The sequence below is a fragment of the Nocardiopsis alba genome, from assembly GCF_000710955.1.
GTDB lineage: Bacteria > Actinomycetota > Actinomycetes > Streptosporangiales > Streptosporangiaceae > Nocardiopsis > Nocardiopsis alba.
This window is the reverse complement of sequence record NZ_BAZE01000010.1, coordinates 191496-210714: the sequence shown is the minus strand read 5'-3', so window position 1 is coordinate 210714 and position 19219 is coordinate 191496. Positions and strand designations below refer to the sequence as shown.

The following is a 19219-nucleotide window of genomic DNA, read 5'->3' as shown; positions in this document are numbered from 1 at the left end:
GGAGGAGACGGTGGTGGTTCCGGGAGGCTCGCGGACCGTTCACCCGGGGAGGGTGAAGCGGCGACCGCGACCCGTGGAACACGACAACGGCGTCCCACCCGGAGAATTCCTTCATCCCGGCCGACGCCGGGTGAGGAAAGAGAGTGTCTCCGCGTCCGGGGCGTGCTCGAAGCGCGCCCACGCCCGCGGAGAGACGTTCGCCGCGAACAGTCCTACTTCTTGTTGCGACGCGCGACGCGCGTGCGCTTGAGCAGCTTGCGGTGCTTCTTCTTCGCCATCCGCTTACGGCGCTTCTTGATGACGGAACCCATGGGATCACCTTCTCGCTGACGAGTGAGTACGGACATGCCGAACCACCGGTGGCGGACACCTTCTGGTTCGGATGCGGTTGCTGGGCTCGCTGAGGCACGCGTACACGAGGCACGCGGCCGGTGCGACCGGGGCGGGCCCCGGGGAGGACTGCGCTGAGCACGCACGTCTACCGCACCCGTGGCCTTAGCTTACCCGTAGGGCGTGTCCCGTGGACACACACCCCGCCACGTGACATGCGGCCTCCACCCGGTGGACCCACGAAGTCCCCAGGTGGAGCGAGCCGAAAAAGACCTGGTCCCGGCGCCCTCGGGCCCGGGACCGGGCCGGTCAGGCCCCGGGAACGGACGGACCGTCGCCGTAGAGCTCCGCCGCCGGCTCCGCGTAACTGACACTGGCCAGACGCTGATCGGCGAAGGTCAACGACGTGACGCTGGCGAGATTGCACTCACGCAGGTCCGGCCGGTGCCAGAGGCGTTTGCCCTCGGCCGCGCGACGGGCCATCCAGATCGGAAGCTGGTGGCTGACGCACACGGCCTCACGACCCCAGGCCTCACGGCGGACGACCTTGATGACCTCGACCATGCGGGAGACGATCTCCTGGTAGGGCTCGCCCCACGAGGGCCTGAAGGGGTTGTAGAGCCGCCTGAGGACCTGGGGGTCACGGGCGGAGGAGGCCGACAACGACATCCCCTCGAACCTGTTGGCCGCCTCGATGAGCCGCTCGTCCAGGGTCACCTGTAGATCGAACGCCTTCCGCAGCGGGGCCGCGGTCTCCTGGGTGCGGTCCAGCGGGGAGGAGTACAGGGCCGCGATGTCGTGCCCCTCGAACCAGTCGGCGGCCATCTCCGCCATCCTCTGGCCCCGGTCGCTCAGGTGGTAGTCGGGCAACCGCCCGTAGAGGACCTTCCGGGGGTTGTACACCTCGCCGTGGCGGAGCAGGTGGACGACGGTGGTCGTGGTCATCGTGGAAGTCCTTCCGTCCTGGGTCCGAGCATGATCAGCCCTGGGCCTCGGCCGCGGCCCGGGCGGCCTTCGGCAGAGCGGAGACCACCACGTCGATCGCGGCCTCGTCGTGGGCGGCCGAGAAGAACCAGGCCTCGAACGCCGCGGGCGGCAGGTAGACGCCCTGGTCGAGCATCGCGTGGAAGAACGCCGAGAACACCTTCGTGTCGGTCCGACGCGCGGTGTCGAAGTCGACGACCTCCTGGTCGGTGAAGAACACGGTGAACAGGTTCCCGCCGCCCTGGACGCGGTGGGCGACCCCGGCCGCGGACAGCGCCTTGGAGACCTCGCCCTCGACCTGGGCGGAGACCCGGTCGATGTGCTCGTAGACCTCGGGGGTGGCACCGCGCAGCGTGGCCAGGCCCGCGGCCGTGGCCAGCGGGTTACCGGACAGCGTGCCCGCCTGGTAGACCGGGCCGTTCGGGGCCAGACGGTCCATGACGTCGGCCCGGCCGCCGAAGGCCGCGGCCGGCAGGCCACCGCCCATGACCTTGCCGAAGGTCATCAGGTCGGGCGTCACGCCCTCCAGACCGAACCAGCCCGAGGCGCTGACCCGGAACCCGGTGAGGACCTCGTCGAGGATCAGCAGGGCGCCGTTGGCGTGCGCGATCTCCTTGAGACGGGCGTTGAAACCGTCCTTGGGCGGGACGACCCCCATGTTCGCGGGGCAGGCCTCGGCGATCACGCAGGCGATCTCGTCACCGTGCTCGGCGAAGGCGTTCTCGACGGCCTCCACGTCGTTGTACGGCAGCACGAGGGTGTCGGCGGCGCTGGCGCCGGTCACACCCGGGGAGTCGGGCAGGGCGAAGGTCGCCAGACCCGAACCGGCCGCGGCCAGGAGCGCGTCCACGTGACCGTGGTAGTTGCCCGCGAACTTGACGATCTTGCTCCGCCCGGTGAACCCGCGCGCGAGACGGATCGCGGACATGGTCGCCTCGGTCCCGGAGTTGACCAGACGGACCTTCTCCACCGGGGCGCGCTCGACGATCAGCTCGGCGAGTTCGACCTCGCCCGGCGTCGGCGCCCCGTAGGAGGTCCCGGCCGCGACCTGGCCGTGGAGGGCCTCCACCACGGAGGGCTCGGCGTGCCCGAGGATGAGCGGACCCCAAGAGCAGACGAGGTCGACGTAGCGACGACCGTCGGAGTCCGTGAGGTAGGGGCCCTCGCCCTTGACGAAGAACGGAGGGGTGCCGCCTACGGCACCGAAGGCGCGGACGGGCGAGTTCACGCCGCCGGGGACGACGGCGGACGCCCGTTGGAAGAGCTCTGCGGAAGTCTGTTGTGTACCCACCTCACCAGTGTGTCAGCCGTCCTCCCCGTTCCGTCCATGCCCCACCCCGAAGACCTGGTCACGATGCCCCCACCCCCACAGGCCTCTCAAGTTCGAAGGAGAGCCCGTACGAGCCGGTGCACCTCCGTGCCGGGATCCTTGCCCGGTGGAAGGCTCTCCGCCCGGTCGAGGGCGTCCTGAAGGCCGTGGGAGAAGTCGTCGAATCGTGTCCGCCCCTTGGACCATCCGGGCAGAAGCGCTTTGAGGGCCTTCTCGGCCTTGGCACCGGTCATGAGGGCCGCACGTCGATCGGTGAGGTGCAGCAGAAGCCAGGTCTCGAAGGAGGGGGTCGAGGGGGCCGTCTCGATACCTTCCCCTCGCGCCCGGTCACAGAGCACGGTGACATCGTCCCCATCGGTATCGAAGACCGCCCAGACCTCGGTGTAGTCGTCTCGGTCCGCCTCCCTCGCGGTACGGACCACCCGCTCGCGCTGCGGGTGTTTCGCCCGCTTGACGTGCACCGTGTGGATCCGAACCTCCGGATGCCCGCGCATCGAGTCGAAGTAGCCCTTCTCCGTCGCCCCCTCGCAGACGACCAGATAGACCCGTCGTTCCTCGCGGCGCGCGGGACGACGCCTGAGGTCGCTCTCCCGCCTCCGTCCGGCTCGTCGGCTCACTCCGTCACACCCTCGACTCCGTCGTCGCCCTCCGCCACCCTTCGGACGAGAGCCCTCTGGAACAGTTCGTCGTCGACGTCGGGCACCGCGCCATAGCGACCGGTGAGATAGCGACGGGCCCGGTTGTCGTCCCCCCGGGGCTTGAAGTCACTGAGCGGATAGAGGGTGCTGCGACCTTCTCCGTCCTTGTCCACGAACCAGATGTGATCGCGTTTGAGGACCTCTTCCCCCCGGATCCTGCCAAGGAGAGCGGCGTCGTGGCTGGTGAAGACCAACTGCGCCCCATGCGGGTTGTGCGTCTCGCTCCGGAAGAGCGAGATCACCCTGGCGGAGAGGTAGGGATGCAGACTGGCGTCGATCTCGTCGACGATCAGGACCCCACCGGCCTCCAGGACCCGCTGGGCCTCATAGCCGAGAGCGGTGAGGGTCCGGGTTCCCTTGGACTCCTCCCTCCAGGCCAGGGGACGGGAGCGGTCGCCCTCGCCGTGGTGGAACAGAAGTTCGGGGCGAGGCCATGGGCGCCGACTGTCCAATCTGACTGGCCTCTGCACCCTCCGGTCTAGCGGAGGGAGGCTTGCTTGAATAACGATGTTCATGTCCTCAGAGGAGAACTCTCCTGATGGAGTCTCTTCCTCGACTTCCTCATCTTTGGAAAGCCCACCTGGGTTCCTCAGCTCCACCGACCGCACACCGGTTCCGGCGGAGCTCAGCAGCTCGCCGAGTCGCGTCATCTGCTCTTCGGTCGCTCGGCGGCCTCGCAACCAAGAAGGCGCCGCGGTCCCCCTCTCCTCCGCGAAGAGGAGTGCCTCGGAGAACCACCGGTAGATCGGTTCCACGTCCGCGTTGGAGGCGCGCGCGGCCACCGTCAAGAAGAGCACGTTCGGGCCGGTGATGTCCCTGACCTGGCGGAGTTTGGCCGGAACGCCCTCTCCGAACGAGAATTCCGCGCCGTCACGTTCGAAGAGGACGCGCTTACGCCGCTTCGGGTAGGTGTAGAGCCACTCCTCGACCACGCTTTCGTCGTCGACGGCGAAGCCGTAGGTGTGCCGTACCCCGGAGAGCATCAGGTCGACCACGAAGGTGGAGGGCTCCTCGTCCGCGTCGAGGTCCAGCGCGAAGGACGATCGCGCGATGCCGCCGCCGGGCTCCCCCGTGCTCATCGACCAGCGCACGGTGTCCCTCATGTAGACGAGGGCGTCGAGCAGGTTCGATTTGCCCGAGGCGTTGGCCCCGAAGATCCCCGCGACGGTGGTGGCCTCCCAGTCGGCGTTCTCCGGGTGGGCGTCCTCATAGGTCGGGGTGAGGAGGAGTTGCTGCTCGTGACGGACGGACTTGTGGTTCTCCACGCGAAAACTCAGCAGCATGAGGGCCTACTCCCTTGCTTCAGGGTGGCTTCACCATCTTCCGTGTGGAAAACCCACCACCATCAGCATGCCACGGCCCCTGGCTCTCAAACTCCGGGTCCGGGAAGGGGTGTGCCCCGCCACCGGGGGACGGGGCGGGGCACGGGGAGAGGGATCCCTAGGCGTAGGTGTCGTGTTTCGGTGCCTCTTGGGCGACGCGGTCCCCGGAGCGGACGAGGGGCCGCAGGCGGTCGTTCTCGGCCACCTTGTCGACGAGGAGGGTCATGGGGCGGGACATCGCGAGGCTGACCAGCGTCGCGACGATCGCGCCGACCAGGAGTCCGACCGTGACGTCGTGCGGGTAGTGGACGCCGACGAGGACCCGGGAGAAGGCCTCCAGAAGAGCGAACAGGATCGCCGCGAAGGCGTAGCGGCGCCAGGCCACGATGATGGCCGCGGCCGCGGCGCCCGCGATGGCGGCGTGGTTGCTCGGGAAGGACCAGTCACCTATGGGGTCGCAGGTGGCGATGGTCGTCAGGTCGGTCATGGCCTGACATGGCCTGAGCTGTTCGAAGAAGGACTTGATCGTCAGACTGACGAAGTAGGCGATGACGGTGGCGACCGGCGCGAAGAGCGCGAGGCCGACCAGGCGTGAGCCGGCGGACCGGGCACGCCACCAGGCCATGAGGAACAGGAGCGCGAAGACACCGAGGAAGAGGTCGGTACCCCACTCGGCGGCGGTCTGCATCCAGGGATCGAGGCCGGCCGCGAACTCGATCACGGCCCGGGACCAGGCGGCGCTGATGGCGAAGATCTCAGAGACCATCTCTCTCCATTGGGGTCGTACGGGGAGAAGGTCGCGCGTGCAGCGGAGAAGGCTGGGCGACGTCCCGGTGACGGGACTCCCACGGGCGAATGAACGGAAGCCCTTATCCTGTCATCAACCCGAAGCCCGCAAAGCCGTTCCGGTGGGGAAATCGACCAAAGAGATGACGAAACCCCACGAAAGAGACGGCCACCCCTGAACAAAAGGCGTGGTGACGGAGGTGGATAGCGTGGCGGGGTCCATCCGTCTCCCACAGACCGGAGTTGTCATGGCCACGAACTTCACCACGGCGGATCTGATCGACGACCACGGTGACACCCTGCGCAGCTGTTCGACGCAGTTCCGTCGGTACGGCGGGCACGACGTCTTCTCCGGGCCGATCCGTACCGTGCGCTGCCACGAGGACAACGGGTTGGTGAAGCGGATCCTCGCCACTCCCGGTGACGGCGCCGTGCTGGTCGTGGACGGCAACGGCTCTCTGCGCACCGCCCTGATGGGCGACATGATCGCCGCCTCGGCGGTGGAGAACGGCTGGGCCGGAGTGGTCGTCAACGGCGCGGTCCGCGACACGGTCGCACTGGCCGGGCTGGAGCTGGGGGTGAAGGCGCTGGGCTCCAACCCGCGCAAGTCGCTCAAGGACGCCGCCGGACGTGCGGACGTCCCGGTCACCTTCGGCGACGTCACGTTCGTCCCCGGCAAGTGGCTCTACAGCGACCACGACGGCATCGTCGTCAACGCCACGAGGCTCTGAGACGGCGGGGGCGGCGGGGACCGCCGCCCCCGCAGCCCCGTCAGATCTCTCGGGCCCCGCTCCTGTTCACCGTCACGAACAGGAGCAACGCGGTTCCCACGAGACCGACCGCCGCGGCCGGGAGGAGGTCTCCGACCGGCGCCCCCGCGGCCAGAAGGGCCGGTCCGCGCATGAGCGTGCTCGGCACCCACTCGGCGAGAGCGGGGATCTGCCCGATCCCCGAGAGGAGCATCAGGGCGAGTGCGGAGGCCCCCACCACGGCGAGGGCGTTGCGCATCAAGGACGACATCAGCGCCACCACCGCCACGGCCAGGATCGGGAAGACCCCGCCGATCAGGGCTCCGATCAGGACCGACGGCGACAAGGGTTCGAAGAGCGCCGAGGCGAGCGCCCAGGCCACCAGGGAACCCGCCAGGTGGGCGAGGACGGCGGCCGCCGCCGGAAGGACGAAGCGGGGCAGGAGCATCTCCGCAGCCCCGGAGACCCGGGTCCGATAGAAGACGGCCCGTCCGGGCCCGGAGTCCACCGTCAGGGCCATGGTCGCCACCAGGATCACCACGAGCGTCCCCACCGGGGCCGCCAGTTCGACGTAGGAGCCCAGGGCGTCGACCGCGGTCATCTCCGGCAGTTGGAAGTCCATGGCGGCCAACTCCCCTCGAGGGTCGGCCAACGTCAGGAAGTCCTCCATGAAGTAGGAGAGCAGCGGCCCGACCGCCCCGAAGATCCCGAAGACGAGCACCAGGGCGAGCAGGGTGTGGGTACGGAGCAGTCGCCGGGCCTCCAGCCGGTACAGCGTGCCGTTCATCGATCCGTCCTGTTCGTGAGGGAGAGGAACGCCGACTCCAGGTCCTCCTGGAAGCCGGTCATGGACACCAGCGGCATCCCGTGTTCGGCGAGCAGCCGGGGGATCCCCAGCTCCCCCGAGTCGGCGTCCACCGCCTCCAGATGGACGCAGTCCTCCTCCACCCGGGAGGCCCGGGTGACCCAGGGCTCGGCCGTCAGGAGTCCGACGAGACGGTCGACCGGTCCATGCGTCCGCAGGTACCAGGCGTTGGGTCGGCCGCGGTCGGCGATGTCGGCGACCGGCCCCTGGTAGACAAGTCGGCCCCGGACGAGCACCGCGACGTCGTCGCAGATCCTCTGCACGTCGCCGAGCAGATGGCTGGCGACGATGATCGTGCACTCTCCTCTCAGCGAGGTGATGAGGTCGAGGACGTCCACCCGGCCCTGAGGGTCCAGGCCCGAGGCGGGTTCGTCGAGGATGAGCACCTCGGGGCGGCAGACGAGGGCGGCGGCCAGACCCAGGCGTTGACGCATGCCCCGGGAGAAACGGCCGTTGCGCCGGTCGGCGGCCTCGGCGAGCCCGACGCGGTCCAGAGCCCGGGCGATCTCGGCGTCACCGGCCTTCTCCCCGACCATGTGGGCGCTGAGGGCGACCACCTCGGCCGCGGTCAGCCAGGGTTCGAAGTCGGGAACGTCGGGGCAGAGCAGGACCCGCCCCTCGGGGGCCGACACCGTCCCTTCTCCGGGCGCTCGCATACCGGCGAGGATCGACAACAGGGTGGTCTTTCCCGCTCCGTTCGGGCCTACCAGGCCCAGAACGCGGCCACGCGGCACCGCGAGGTCGATGTCGAAGATCCCCGTCTCCGGCCCGTAGGACCGGGTGAGTCCCTTCGTGGTGATCACGTGTTCGTGTTTCATGGGCCGCTCCTGGGCTCCTTCTTCCATTCCCGGTCTCCGACGAAGGGGACGGCACAGCCGACGAGGATCGCGGGCCCCATCAGCATCACCGTGTAGGCCGCGACGGTGGGGTCGGGCAGTACGAGTCCCATGACCCCGGTGGCCACTCCGACCAGGGCGATCGACGCCCCCACCCACCCGCGTGCCTGTTCCCACCAGCGCGCGGCCGGGGTCTCCTCGGGCCGTTCCGCGCGCAGGAGCGGGGCGATCGCCCCCATCCCCACCAGGAAGGCCGCCAGGGTCAGGGCGACGATCCGGTCCGTGGGCAACGACGGGCCTCCGCCCGCCACCTCGTACAGCGTCACGACGTGCAGCGCGGCCAAGAGCAGCGCCAACAGCAGCGAGAAGAGGTCGACGACCCGCCTCAGGGATCGCGTCGACCACGGTGTGGGCGTCTCCAAGGCCCGATGGAACCGATCCCCCACCACCGAGACCAGCGAGAACACGGCCACCATGGTCAGGGACACCGCGGGCAGGATCGACGCGACCGCCCATCCGGGCAGGTCGGAGGAGCCGCGGAGTATGTCGTACTCCGCCGAGTCCACCCGGGCGGGGAGCCCGGGGTACAGATGGATCGACACCGCCACCATGAACACCACCGTGGCCAGGGTGCCCAGCGTTCCCCAGCGGGGAAGGGGGACCCTCCCCGAGGTCCTTCCGCCCATGCGCTCCGCCTCCGTCCCTCGTCCTTCACGAACGACGCTACGGAGCCGCGCGGGATCGGCGCATCGCCCCGGAGGAACGCTCCGGTCATGGCTTCGGGGCGCCTTCGGGCATGCCGGAGGTCATGGTCGTGGACGTGCCCCGGACATGACCTCGGCGGCCGGCCCCGGCCCTGCTCCCCCGGTTACCCTCGATCAATGACGAACAACGGCCGGTTCCCCGACCTGTCCGACTGGGTCGCCCTACGGGAGGGCCGACCGCCCCGGGTCCTGGGGTTGCTCTTCTGGGCCGCCGTCCTCACCACCGCGTTGATGTTCGGGGTCGCCGCGTTCACGGAGGGCATGGAGGAGCTCCGGTCGGCCGGGCCCCTGATCATCGTCTACATCGTCGCCAGCGGCGTGGCCCTGACCCTGTCCTGCGCTCTGTGGCCGTTCCTGGCGTGGAGCCCCGGGGCACGTTGGACGGGACGGCTCGCCAGCGCGACCTTCCTCCTCCTGAGCCTGTGTTCGATGTTCGTCAGCAACCACACCACCTTCCTGTTCGTCTGTGTGGCCGCGATGAACGCGGTGGCGGTCTTCGGGATCCCCGGCCTGCTCTGTTACGCGACGCTCCTCATCGGGTTCTCGATCACGACGATCGGCCTTCCCGAGGGACACCTGTTCATCGGCGCGGCCATGGCGGTCGGACTCACCACGCTGGCCCTGTTGTCCGGGCTGGTGTACATGGGACTCGTGATCTCCGCCCAACGGGCCGAACGCACGCGGGAGCTCCTCGCCGAACTGGAGGAGGCCCACGCCGAGCTGCGCCGCCATTCCGACCGGGTACGCGAACTGACCGTCGCCGAGGAGCGGGCGCGCATGTCCCGGGAGATGCACGACAGCACCGGGCACTACCTCACCGCCCTCACCATGAACCTCTCCAACGCCCTACGCTTTCGCACCGCCCGCCCCGAGTCCGCCTGGGAGGAGGTCGAACAGGCCCGGGAACTGGCTCGTGAGGCCCTCACCGACACCCGCAGATGGGTCAGGGCGCTACGACCTCTCCGGCTGGAGGGACGCGCGGGCGTGACCGCCATGCGGGCGATGGCCGAGTCCTTCGACGGCGGCGGGGCGCGCATCGTCTTCACCGAGACCGGGGAGTGGCCGGAGCCGTCGCAGGAGGCCGAGCTGGTCTGTTACCGGGCGCTCCAGGAGGGGCTGACCAACGCGATGCGCCACTCCGGGAGCGATCGGGTCGAGGTGACGGTGGCCTCCTCCCCCGAAGGCGTGACGGTGACGGTGACCGACAACGGGAACGGCGCCGACGAGGAGACCGCCCGGAACGGGTTCGGCCTGCGCGGTCTGCGAGAGCGGGTGGCCTCTGTACAAGGGACGATGAGCGCGGAGAGCCCGGCCGAGGGCGGCTTCCGGCTCAGGGTGACCGTCCCGGCGGTCGCACGGGCCGCTACGGTCGTGACGGGAGGTGCGGCGTGACGTCGGTTTCGGTCCTGATCGTGGACGACCAGATCCTGCTGCGACAGGGGCTGCGCAAGCTGCTGGAGATCGAGGAGGGCATCGAGATCGTCGGTGACGCCGCCGACGGGGTCGAGGCCCTGGAGTTCCTGGCCGCGCACCCCTCTCCGGACGTGGCCCTGGTGGACGCCCGGATGCCGCGCATGGACGGGATCGAGCTCATCGCCCGGATGCGCGTCGAACATCCGAAGGTCCCCGCCATCGTCCTCACCACCTTCGACGACGACGAGCTCGTCTTCGGCGGGCTGCGCGCGGGCGCCCGAGGCTACCTGCTCAAGGACGTGCCGCCCGACGAGCTGGTCTCGGCGATCCGTCGGGCCGCGCGGGGCGAGACGGTCCTGGGCGGCCCGGCCGCCGACCGGCTCGTCGCGGCCCTGAACACCACCGTGGCCCCGCCCCCGGTCTCCGAGACGGCGACACCGCTGTCCGACCGGGAGTGGGAGGTGGCCCGCATGGTGGGCGAGGGCGCCACCAATCGGGAGATCGCCCGTGCCCTGTTCATCACCGAGGGCACGGCCAAGAACCACGTCACCAGCATCCTGCGCAAGCTGGATCTGCGCGATCGCACCCGCCTGGCCCTCTGGGTCGGCCGACAGGACACCTGACCGAGAGACAAGGGTCCGTGGTGGGCTCACTCGACGCTCACCGAAGCGAGAACCGCGTCGGTGATGCCCTCGGGGACCTCGTCGAGGGTGGGGCGAGCGGATCGGTCGATCAACACGCTGAGCACCGCGGCGGCCCCGGTACCGGTGTCCACCAACAGCAGGGTCGCGTCCTGGCTATCGAAGACGAGGTCGACACGGGTCGCCTCCTCGGTGCCGGGCACGGAATATTGTTCCTGGGCGTCGTCCCGGGCGTCCGTGGCCGCCAGCCCGAGCAGCAGGCGCAGGTTCACCGCCAGCTCCGCGGTCGAGACGGCCCGTCCGTCCGACGTTTCCGCGTCGACCGTGGTGACGGAGACGGCTGCGACGTGGGTGCCGTCCGCGCGTGTGAGGACGTGCGCGACCTCGTCGTCCTCCCACCCCAGGGACATCCCCGAGGGTGGAGGGGAGATCGACTCCCAGCCCTCGGGGACGCGGTAGGCGATCCCGTACGCGGCCAGGTCCTCACGGCCCGCCAGAGGTCCGCTCTCCGTCGGGGCGTCGGACGTCTCGGGAGGAGTCTCGACGGACTGATCGTCCCCGTCACGGCAGGCGCCGACGGACAACACCATGGCGACGCACAGGACCATGAGGCGAAGGGGCAGGGGGTGTTTCTCGGCGCGATCTCTCACCCGAACGAAGCTAGGGCATCACCCCTCATGCCCCGTCCGTCGTGGCCGGATGAGGTCAACGTGCCCCGTTCCGGTCAGGGCCTGGGGGCGGAGAACTCCTCGCTGGCGTCCGACAGGATGTCCAGGACGGCGATGGGGTCGGGCAGGAGCACGGAGCCCTCGGAGTCGGAGGGGGTGCGGATCCAGGTGACCCGGTCGTCGAAGGGCAGGGCCGAGGGGGCCCCGAGGACGAAGCTGTCCCGGCAGTGCCAACGCAGCCCCGGCATCTCCTCGACGGCCTCGGGTACGCAGTCCAGATGGCAGGACCACCACTCCTCCTCGTCCACCGAGGAACGGGTGGCGACGAAGAACAGGTAGCGGGTCCCCATGGCGGCGACCGGACCCGCCGGGATCCCCGCGCGCCCCATCCGTGCCAGGGCCATCACACCGGCCTCGCGGGGCACGTCCAGGACGTCGAAGACGCGGCCGGTCGGCAGTACCACGTTCGCGTGGGGCGCCGCGGTCCACCAGCGGCGGATCGTCTCGGTGTCGGTGCTGGCCTCCACGCCCCAAGCGGCGGTGACCGGGTGGGCGGCCGGGTCGGGACAGCCCATCCGGTCGCACGTACACGCGCGGTCCTCCCCCGGGGAGGCGCCCCGGACCACCGGCCATCCGAGCCGGGCGTAGCGCAGCGCGGACTCCAGCATGCTGTCCGTCGCGTGGCGGCGTTTCCTTCGGTACAACACGTCGGCCATAGGAGCTCCCCGGTCTCATCGGTGCGGGCGCGGCCGGGTTCGGATCTGGGGCCCGAACCCCCGGCGACCGCGACCGGGACGAGCCGGTGCGCTCAACGCAGCAGACGTGCCGCCTCGGTGGCCCAGTAGGTCAGGATCTGCTCCGCTCCAGCTCGTCGGTAGGAGGTCAGGGTCTCCAGGATCGCCCGTTCCCGGTCGAGCCAGCCCTTCTCCGCCGCGGCCTCGATCATCGCGTACTCGCCGCTCACCTGATAGGCCGACACGGGTACCGGAGAGGATTCGGCCACCTTGGCGACCACGTCGAGGTAGGCCAGGCCGGGTTTGACCATCACCATGTCCGCGCCCTCGGCCACGTCCAGGGCCACCTCGCGCAGGGACTCGCGGACGTTGGCCGGGTCCTGCTGGTAACCGGAACGGTCCCCGAACCGCGGAGCGCCCTCGGCCGCCTCGCGGAAGGGCCCGTAGAACACGGACGCGTACTTGGCGGCGTAGGCCAGGATCGGCACCTCGGGGTGGCCGGCCCGGTCCAGTCCGGCGCGGATCGCCGCGACCTGGCCGTCCATCATCCCGCTGGGCGCGACCACGGCCGCCCCCGCCTCGGCCTGGGCGGCGGCGATGGACGCGTACCGCTCCAGGGTGAGGTCGTTGTTCACGTGCCCGTCGGTCTCCAGCGGACCGCAGTGACCGTGGTCGGTGTACTCGCACAGGCACAGGTCCGCCATGACGACGATGTCGTCGCCGACCTCCGAGGCCAGGTCGCGCAGGGCCACCTGGACGACGCCGTCCGGGTCGTCGGCCTGCGAGCCGACGGAGTCCTTGTGCTCGGGGATGCCGAAGAGCATCAGCCCGCCGACGCCCGCCTCGGCCGCCTCGCGCGCGGCCTTGCGCAGGCTGTCCCGGGTGTGCTGGACCTGGCCGGGCATCGAGGAGATCGCCACCGGTTCGGTGAGCCCCTCCTTGACGAACATCGGCAGGATGAGGTTCTCCGGAAGCACCCGCGTCTCCGAGACCAGACGACGCAGCGCCGTGCCCCGGCGCAGGCGACGCGGTCGGACGACGGGGAACGCGGCGTCGTGGTCGTTAGAGGTCATCTCGGATGCTCCCGGATCGTGGAGTGGACTGCTGTGTCGTCGTGTCGTGGTGCCCTCGGTCAGAGCTTGCGGCGGCGACCGCGACGCTTCTGACTCGGCTTCAGAACGGGCTTGCCCGCCTCGATCGCCTCTCGGCGCTTGGCCGCACCGTACTCCGCCAGAGCCTCCGTCAGGGCGGAAACCGAGGCTTTCGGTGCCACGACGTCGACGCGCAGGCCGAACTCGATGGCGGTCTTCTCGGTCTCTCGGCCGATCACGGCGATGGCGGTGGTGTTGTGCGGCTTGCCGGCGATCCCCACCAGGTTGCGGACCGTCGAGGAGGACGTGAAGAGCACGGCGTCGAAGCCGCCGCCCTTGATGGCCTCACGGATCGGCTGGGGCGGGGGCGCGGCGCGAACGGTGCGGTAGGCCGTGACGTCGTCGACCTCCCAGCCGAGGTCGCTCAGGCCGGCCGAGAGCACCTCGGTGGCGATGTCGGCCCGGGGCAGCAGGACGCGCTCGATCGGGTCGATCTCCGCGTCGTAGGGCGGCCAGACCGACACCAACCCCTTACTGGACTGGACGTCCTCCGGCGGCTCCAGGTCGGGCTGGATACCGAAGTCGCGGACGGCCTTCGCGGTGGCGTCTCCGACCACGGCGACCTTGACCCCGGCGAAGGCCCGGGCGTCCAGACCGTAGGACTCCAGACGCTCCCGAATGGCCTTGACCGCGTTGACCGAGGTGAAGGCGACCCACTGGTAGCGGCCGGTGACCAGGCCTCGGACGGCGCGTTCCATCTGCTGCGGGGTCCGGGGCGGCTCCACCGAGATGGTGGGCACCTCCTCGGGGACCGCGCCGTGGTTGCGCAGCTGCTCGGACAGGGAGGCCGCCTGCTCCTTGGTGCGGGGCACCAGGACGCGCCAGCCGAACAGCGGCCGGGTCTCGTACCAGGAGAGCTCGGACTGACGGGCCACCGGAGAGCCCACGACCATCAGGGCGGGCGCGGTGACGTGGTGGTTCTTGGCGTCGGTGGACTTGAGCTCGGCGACCAGACGGGCCAGCGTGGAGGTCACGGTGGTCTGTCGGGTGGTGCCGCCGGCCCGGACGACGGCGACCGGGGTGGTCGCCGGTCGACCGCCCGCGATGAGGTTCTTGCACACCACGTCGAAGCCGGGGCCGCGGTGCTCGAGCGGCTCGCTCTCGTGGGCGTCGGCGCCCAGGATGACGAGCGGGGCGTCGGAGGCGGCCGCCTCCTGCCAGTCGACGTCCTTGCCGGAGTGCGGGCGGGCGTGGAGTACGCGCAGTTCGGCGACGTCGTCCCCGAGCAGGGGGATACCACCGAAGGTCGGCACGGAGGTGACGGAGGAGACCCCGGGCGCGACCTCGACCTCGATGTCCGCCTCCTTACAGGCGGCCACGAGCTCGGCGCCGCGGCAGCCGAAGAAGGGGTCGCCCGAGTACAGGCGGGCGACCCGACACCCCTCACGGGCGTGTTCGACGGCGAGGGCGTTGATGTCGCCGCCGCACTCGGCGGCCTCCACCACGGAGACGTCCTCACGGCACAGGGCGAGCAGCTCCTCACGGAAGGCCGAGAGCTCCTCCGCCGCGGGCTCGCGCAGAGTGATGACCACGTCGGCGCGGCGCAGGAGTTCTGCGCCGCGCAGCGTCAACAGGTCGGCGCCGCCCGGACCGGAGCCGATCAGGGCGACGTGGCCCGCTCCGCGCGCGTCGCGCTGCGGGTCCTCCGGCTGGGGGTTGACGTTGGCGTTCACGTACTCGCTCCTCTTGTGTGGATCGCCCACGCCTCGGGGCGCGAACTCCGAGGCGGTGATGGTCGGGGCGACCCGCGCGGGTGTCACCCCGGCAGCCGAGGTGCTGCCCGGGTCGTTCTCAGGGGTTGTCCCTTTCGGCGAAGGCCTCGGCGACGATGCGGTCGGCGCCTTCGGCGATCATCTGTCGGGCCAGTTCGCGGCCGAGCCCGATCGCCGTCTCCAGGTCCTCCGGCGAGGCCATCTCCACGGTCCGCTCGCGGCGGACGGAGGTGGAACCGTCGGTGGCGACGACGGCGGCGCGCAGGCGCAGCCGTCCCTCCCCGTACTCGGCGAAGGCGCCGACCGGTGCGGCGCAGCCGGCTTCCAACTCCGCGAGGATGGTGCGTTCGGCGACGACCTCGGCGCGGGTGGGCGCGTGGTCGACGGAGGACAGGTAGGCCAGGTCCCCGTCGGCGCGCTCGGTGCGGCACTCCACCGCGAGGGCGCCCTGGCCGGGGGCGGGCAGCATCTGCTCGGGCTCGAAGACGTCGGTGACGTCCTCGCGGCGGCCCACCCGGCCCAGACCGGCGTAGGCCAGGATCACGGCGTCGAGTTCGCCGGAGGCCACCTTGCCCAGGCGGGTCTCGGCGTTGCCGCGGATCGGCACGTAGACCAGGTCGGGGCGCAGGGCCGCGAGCTGGGCGACCCGGCGCGGGGAGCCGGTGCCGATCTTGGAACCGGCGGGCAGGTCCATGAACTTGAGGCCGTCCCTGGCGCACAGGGCGTCGCGCGGGTCGTCGCGTTCGGTGATGGCGGCCAGGACCAGACCGTCGGCCGGGGTGGTGGGCAGGTCCTTGAGAGAGTGCACCGCGAAGTCGATGGTGTCGGCGACCAGCTCGTCTCGCAGGGCGTTGACGAACACCCCGGTTCCGCCGAGCTGGGTCAGGTGGGCCTTGGTGACATCGCCGAAGCTGGTGATCAGCTCCAGTTCGATGGCGTGGCCGGTCCGTTCGGTGATCGTGTCGGCCACCTTCTGGGACTGGTTGGTGGCCATGGTGCTGCGTCGGGTGCCGAGCTTGGCGGCGGTGGCGGTCATGCCTTCTCCTGTGCGGGCCGCGCGGCGGTGGAACGCCCGGCGTCGGCCGCGGTCTTCGGGTCGAGGTCGAACAATCGGCGCAGGGCGGCCTCGTATGACTCCCCGTCGGGGGCGGCGGCCAGCTCCTTCACGCGCACGGTGGGTCTGTGCAGAAGCTTGTCGGCGACGCGGCGCATGGCGCGGCCGATCTCCTCGCGGGTGCGCTCGTCGAGGTCGTCGGGGAGACGACCGTGCAGGCGGGAGAGTTCGGCGTCCACGACGCCGCGGGCCTGGGCGCGCAGGGCGACGACGGTGGGGGCGACCTGGTCGGCGCGGCGTACCGCGCGGAACTCGTCGACCTCCTCCTCGACGATCCCGCGTACGAGGGTCAGCGCTCCGGAGCGGCCGGCCTCGGTGTCGGTTCCGGTCGCGGCGGCCTGACGCAGGTCCTCGATGTCGACGAGGTGGACGCCCTCGCGTTCACGGACGGCGGGGTCGATGTCGCGGGGCAGCGCGAGGTCGAGGAAGACGAGGGGGCGGGTACGACCCCGGGTCGCGTCGGCCACGGCGTCGGCGGTGAGCACGAGGCCCTGGGCTCCGGTGCAGGAGATGACGAGGTCGACGTCGGGGAGGGCCTCGGCCGCGTCGGCGAAGGGGACGGTGTCGGCCCGGACGGTCTCGTAGGCCTCGTTGAGGCACTCGGCCAGACGCGCGGCGCGCTCGTGGGTGCGGTTGGCGACGATGACCGTTCCGGCGCCCTGACGGGCGACGGTGTTGGCGGACAGGGCGCTCATGGAACCGGCCCCCAGGACCAGCACGCGGGTACCGGTGAGCGGGCCGGAGGGAAGGTCGGCGGTGAGGGAGCGCGGCTCGGCGGAGGCGGCCTCGGCGAGTCCCTGGCCGGACATCGGGCATCCGGCGGGCGGGGTGACCGACCCGAAGGGGAGGTCGGGGCTGGGGGTGACGGCGAGGTGTCTGGAGGCGACGGTGAGGCCGAAGCTCACCATGTCGGCGCCGGCGTGGTCGAGGTGCGTCTCGGTGTGGGCGCGCTTGCCCACGCGCAGGGCGCGCTGGCCGAGGTCGTTGAGGACGCGGCCCACGGAGCCGGTCTCCTGGCCCTCCTTGAGGGAGTCGCGGACCTGGCCGAGGATCTGACCCTCGCCGACCACCATGGAGTCGAGTCCACAGGTGACGGAGAACAGGTGCTGGACGGCCTGGTCCTCATAGTGCGCGTAGAGGTGCTCGGAGAGCTCGGACAGGCTCACGCCGCTGTGCCAGGACAGGAGTTCGGTGATGGCCGCGAGTCCGTCGTGGTAGCCCGCGACATCGGCGTAGATCTCCGTGCGGTTGCAGGTGGAGACCACCATGACCTCGTTGACCGCGTCGGAACCGACCATCTCCCCGACCGCCCTGCTGCGCGCCTCCCCGTTCAGCGCGACGCGTTCGAGCAGCGCCACCGGTGAACTCCGGTGGCTCAACCCCACGGCCAGGACACTCATCCGTACTCCTATGCAGGCACTAAGTCTCTCCATGTTCGGGCAGGGCCGCGGCCCCCGGCCGTCGGCCCCCCGAAACGCGGCGCACGCTCGCTCTTCGCCGCCGCCCGTGCGGGTCCGCAGGACCCTGGACGTCTACGTCATCTCCAGCCCTACCCGCTCCGCCTCGCGGCCGTCGCCATCGGCCCTGCGTTGCGCGTGGAAGGCGAGGATCTGGAGTTCGATGGACAAGTCGACCTTACGCACATCGACCCCGTCCGGCACATTCAGCACGACGGGAGCGAAGTTGAGGATGCTGGTCACGCCCGCCTCGACGAAGCGACTGGCCACCCCCTGGGCGGAGCCGGCCGGTGTGGCTATGACCCCGATCGACACGCCCTTGGAATGCACAACCTCTTCCAGGCTGTCAATATGCCTCACCTCCAGCGACGCGACGGTCCTCCCGACCACCTCCGGATCGGCGTCGAGCAGGGCCGCGATCCGGAAGCCCCGGGTGCCGAAGCCCCCGTAGTTGGCCAGAGCGCGCCCCAGGTTGCCGATGCCGACGATCGCGACGGACCAGTCCTGAGTGAGACCAAGCTCACGCGAGATCTGGTAGATGAGGTACTCCACCTCGTAGCCCACCCCGCGCGTCCCGTAGGAACCCAGGTGCGACAGGTCCTTACGGAGCTTGGCCGAGTTCACCCCGGCCGCTCCGGCCAGGGCCTCCGAGGAGACCGTGGCGGTGCCGCGGTCCTGGAGGACCTGGAGAGCTCGCAGATACACCGGGAGCCGGGCGACGGTGGCCTCCGGTATTCCCTTTTCCCGGGGTCGAGGCGGACGACTGATCACAGGCGGGCGCTCCTGAGGTGGGTCGGTTCGGGCGGGGTGCGGGCCACGCCCGTCCCCGGCCTCACCCACCGGTTCCGCGCGTTCCCCGACCTTCGGGATGTACGGGAACTCCAGATTACGTGCTTGTGAAAGCACGCACAAAGTGGGGTGGCATGTGAGCGCCCACGAGCGGGTTCACACAAATCACCCCTCCCCGAGGGCCCTCGAAAACGAAAGATCACATCATCGGCATTTCCGGCGGGAGGGAAAACCCGTCGGCCCCGACGTGGCGCTCGTTCCCCGAGAAAAAGGGCGGGAGAACCCGTCGCCCTCCCGAGCACGCTCAGGAGGAGAGGGCCGAGCGCAGCCGTTCCTCGGAGACCCGCCAGAAATCGTGGCGACGCCCGTCGACGAACGTCACCGGGATCTTGTCCCAGTACTCCTCGCGCTCGGCCTCGGACACCTCGTCGAGGCTCCGCTCCGCGCGGTCCACTCCGAGTTCGTCCGTCACACGGGTGATCACCGACCACGCCTCTTCGCACAGGTGACATCCGGGCTTGCCGAGCATCACCACACGTGCCCGCTCCGTCCAGACCGAGGTCCCCGTCATGTTCCGCTCCGTCTCCACGTTCTCTCCCCGCTCATCCACCGGCGAAGGGCGGTAGGACCTCGATCACGGTCCCGTCCTCGACCACGATCCCGCCATGCTCTCTCCGTCCGACCGGTTTCTCGTCCACGAGAAGCGACGAGGCCCCCAGTACGCGCAGGAAACGGTCGTCGGGGTGCAGACGGCGCGCCGCTTCGAGAGCGGCTTCGAGAGTTCCGGCATCGACCGTGTCCTCGGCCGTCCCGGCCGCTTCCTTCGCCGATGCCCAGTACCTGATAGTGCACTTCGCCATCTGTTGATTATCCTTG

At 70.2% G+C, this 19219-nt stretch carries 21 protein-coding genes; 3 read left to right on the top strand and 18 right to left on the bottom strand.

Annotation, left to right across the window (positions count from 1 at the left end; genetic code table 11):
- Positions 1-212: 212 nt before the first annotated feature.
- The 6 genes from TR33_RS26125 to TR33_RS18670 form a co-directional block, all read right to left on the bottom strand.
- Positions 213-311 carry a 30S ribosomal protein bS22 gene (locus TR33_RS26125; RefSeq protein ID WP_013155353.1) on the bottom strand — a complete coding sequence of 33 codons (99 nt, stop codon included), beginning with the start codon at positions 309-311 and terminating at the stop codon, positions 213-215.
- Between the two features lie 328 nt (positions 312-639).
- Complete coding sequence (locus TR33_RS18690) at positions 640-1275, bottom strand: histidine phosphatase family protein (RefSeq protein ID WP_014909855.1); 636 nt, start codon at positions 1273-1275, stop codon at positions 640-642.
- Between the two features lie 34 nt (positions 1276-1309).
- The gene (gene hemL / locus TR33_RS18685; RefSeq protein WP_084570281.1) at positions 1310-2605 is read right to left on the bottom strand and encodes a glutamate-1-semialdehyde 2,1-aminomutase; all 1296 of its coding nucleotides are present in this window, start codon (positions 2603-2605) and stop codon (positions 1310-1312) included.
- Positions 2606-2691: 86 nt separating this feature from the next.
- Complete coding sequence (locus tag TR33_RS18680) at positions 2692-3261, bottom strand: RloB family protein (RefSeq protein ID WP_042284460.1); 570 nt, start codon at positions 3259-3261, stop codon at positions 2692-2694.
- The gene (locus TR33_RS18675) at positions 3258-4625 is read right to left on the bottom strand and encodes an AAA family ATPase (protein ID WP_042284458.1); all 1368 of its coding nucleotides are present in this window, start codon (positions 4623-4625) and stop codon (positions 3258-3260) included. Before TR33_RS18675 ends, TR33_RS18680 begins: the two co-directional genes overlap by 4 nt.
- Positions 4626-4782: 157 nt before the next feature.
- Positions 4783-5430, bottom strand: coding sequence for a phosphatase PAP2 family protein (locus TR33_RS18670; RefSeq protein WP_017533123.1), 648 nt, complete (start codon positions 5428-5430; stop codon positions 4783-4785).
- Positions 5431-5698: 268 nt separating this feature from the next.
- On the opposite strand from TR33_RS18670, the gene rraA reads away from it, so the two are divergent.
- Complete coding sequence (rraA, locus tag TR33_RS18665; RefSeq protein ID WP_042284456.1) at positions 5699-6181, top strand: ribonuclease E activity regulator RraA; 483 nt, start codon at positions 5699-5701, stop codon at positions 6179-6181.
- 40 nt (positions 6182-6221) lie between these two features.
- Here rraA and TR33_RS18660 read toward each other — a convergent pair whose 3' ends face one another.
- The 3 genes from TR33_RS18660 to TR33_RS18650 are packed head-to-tail and all read right to left on the bottom strand — an operon-like array spanning position 6222 to position 8586.
- The gene (locus TR33_RS18660) at positions 6222-6986 is read right to left on the bottom strand and encodes a hypothetical protein (protein WP_017533121.1); all 765 of its coding nucleotides are present in this window, start codon (positions 6984-6986) and stop codon (positions 6222-6224) included.
- The gene (locus tag TR33_RS18655) at positions 6983-7882 is read right to left on the bottom strand and encodes an ABC transporter ATP-binding protein (protein ID WP_017533120.1); all 900 of its coding nucleotides are present in this window, start codon (positions 7880-7882) and stop codon (positions 6983-6985) included. Before TR33_RS18655 ends, TR33_RS18660 begins: the two co-directional genes overlap by 4 nt.
- Positions 7879-8586 carry a hypothetical protein gene (locus TR33_RS18650; protein WP_017533119.1) on the bottom strand — a complete coding sequence of 236 codons (708 nt, stop codon included), beginning with the start codon at positions 8584-8586 and terminating at the stop codon, positions 7879-7881. The genes TR33_RS18655 and TR33_RS18650 overlap by 4 nt, the downstream gene beginning before the upstream one ends.
- 195 nt (positions 8587-8781) lie before the next feature.
- Between TR33_RS18650 and TR33_RS18645 the strand changes: the two genes are divergently transcribed.
- The gene (locus tag TR33_RS18645; protein WP_017533118.1) at positions 8782-10056 is read left to right on the top strand and encodes a sensor histidine kinase; all 1275 of its coding nucleotides are present in this window, start codon (positions 8782-8784) and stop codon (positions 10054-10056) included.
- The gene (locus TR33_RS18640) at positions 10053-10700 is read left to right on the top strand and encodes a response regulator (RefSeq protein ID WP_014911990.1); all 648 of its coding nucleotides are present in this window, start codon (positions 10053-10055) and stop codon (positions 10698-10700) included. The genes TR33_RS18645 and TR33_RS18640 overlap by 4 nt, the downstream gene beginning before the upstream one ends.
- Before the next feature lie 26 nt (positions 10701-10726).
- Here the strand turns inward: TR33_RS18640 and TR33_RS18635 are convergent, their stop codons facing one another.
- From TR33_RS18635 to TR33_RS18595, 9 genes are all read right to left on the bottom strand, one after another.
- Positions 10727-11368, bottom strand: a complete 642-nt coding sequence (locus tag TR33_RS18635; RefSeq protein ID WP_234305886.1) for a hypothetical protein — start codon at positions 11366-11368, stop codon at positions 10727-10729.
- 74 nt (positions 11369-11442) lie between these two features.
- Entirely contained in the window at positions 11443-12102 is a 660-nt protein-coding gene (locus TR33_RS18630; protein ID WP_017533116.1) for a bifunctional DNA primase/polymerase, read from the bottom strand.
- A 92-nt stretch (positions 12103-12194) separates the two neighbouring features.
- The gene (gene hemB / locus TR33_RS18625; RefSeq protein WP_017533115.1) at positions 12195-13193 is read right to left on the bottom strand and encodes a porphobilinogen synthase; all 999 of its coding nucleotides are present in this window, start codon (positions 13191-13193) and stop codon (positions 12195-12197) included.
- Between the two features lie 59 nt (positions 13194-13252).
- Complete coding sequence (locus TR33_RS18620) at positions 13253-14944, bottom strand: bifunctional uroporphyrinogen-III C-methyltransferase/uroporphyrinogen-III synthase (RefSeq protein ID WP_042284511.1); 1692 nt, start codon at positions 14942-14944, stop codon at positions 13253-13255.
- 118 nt (positions 14945-15062) lie between these two features.
- Entirely contained in the window at positions 15063-16019 is a 957-nt protein-coding gene (gene hemC / locus TR33_RS18615) for a hydroxymethylbilane synthase (RefSeq protein ID WP_014911621.1), read from the bottom strand.
- Positions 16016-17497, bottom strand: coding sequence for a glutamyl-tRNA reductase (locus TR33_RS18610; RefSeq protein WP_042284452.1), 1482 nt, complete (start codon positions 17495-17497; stop codon positions 16016-16018). Before TR33_RS18610 ends, hemC begins: the two co-directional genes overlap by 4 nt.
- A gap of 132 nt (positions 17498-17629) precedes the next feature.
- Entirely contained in the window at positions 17630-18325 is a 696-nt protein-coding gene (locus TR33_RS18605; RefSeq protein WP_014910427.1) for a redox-sensing transcriptional repressor Rex, read from the bottom strand.
- A 322-nt stretch (positions 18326-18647) separates the two neighbouring features.
- Positions 18648-18914: a glutaredoxin family protein gene (locus TR33_RS18600; RefSeq protein ID WP_026124728.1), complete on the bottom strand. Its 267-nt coding sequence runs from the start codon at positions 18912-18914 to the stop codon at positions 18648-18650.
- A gap of 31 nt (positions 18915-18945) precedes the next feature.
- Positions 18946-19203, bottom strand: coding sequence for a MoaD/ThiS family protein (locus tag TR33_RS18595; RefSeq protein WP_026124727.1), 258 nt, complete (start codon positions 19201-19203; stop codon positions 18946-18948).
- Between the last annotated feature and the right edge of the window lie 16 nt (positions 19204-19219).

Coding starts and splice junctions, on each gene's coding strand:
- TR33_RS26125 (WP_013155353.1), bottom strand. CDS start 311: ATGGGTTCCGTCATCAAGAAGCGCCGTAAGCGGATGGCGAAGAAGAAG.
- TR33_RS18690 (WP_014909855.1), bottom strand. CDS start 1,275: ATGACCACGACCACCGTCGTCCACCTGCTCCGCCACGGCGAGGTGTAC.
- TR33_RS18675 (WP_042284458.1), bottom strand. CDS start 4,625: ATGCTGCTGAGTTTTCGCGTGGAGAACCACAAGTCCGTCCGTCACGAG.
- TR33_RS18670 (WP_017533123.1), bottom strand. CDS start 5,430: ATGGTCTCTGAGATCTTCGCCATCAGCGCCGCCTGGTCCCGGGCCGTG.
- rraA (WP_042284456.1), top strand. CDS start 5,699: ATGGCCACGAACTTCACCACGGCGGATCTGATCGACGACCACGGTGAC.
- TR33_RS18660 (WP_017533121.1), bottom strand. CDS start 6,986: ATGAACGGCACGCTGTACCGGCTGGAGGCCCGGCGACTGCTCCGTACC.
- TR33_RS18655 (WP_017533120.1), bottom strand. CDS start 7,882: ATGAAACACGAACACGTGATCACCACGAAGGGACTCACCCGGTCCTAC.
- TR33_RS18650 (WP_017533119.1), bottom strand. CDS start 8,586: ATGGGCGGAAGGACCTCGGGGAGGGTCCCCCTTCCCCGCTGGGGAACG.
- TR33_RS18645 (WP_017533118.1), top strand. CDS start 8,782: ATGACGAACAACGGCCGGTTCCCCGACCTGTCCGACTGGGTCGCCCTA.
- TR33_RS18630 (WP_017533116.1), bottom strand. CDS start 12,102: ATGGCCGACGTGTTGTACCGAAGGAAACGCCGCCACGCGACGGACAGC.
- hemB (WP_017533115.1), bottom strand. CDS start 13,193: ATGACCTCTAACGACCACGACGCCGCGTTCCCCGTCGTCCGACCGCGT.
- hemC (WP_014911621.1), bottom strand. CDS start 16,019: ATGACCGCCACCGCCGCCAAGCTCGGCACCCGACGCAGCACCATGGCC.
- TR33_RS18610 (WP_042284452.1), bottom strand. CDS start 17,497: ATGAGTGTCCTGGCCGTGGGGTTGAGCCACCGGAGTTCACCGGTGGCG.
- TR33_RS18600 (WP_026124728.1), bottom strand. CDS start 18,914: ATGACGGGGACCTCGGTCTGGACGGAGCGGGCACGTGTGGTGATGCTC.
- TR33_RS18595 (WP_026124727.1), bottom strand. CDS start 19,203: ATGGCGAAGTGCACTATCAGGTACTGGGCATCGGCGAAGGAAGCGGCC.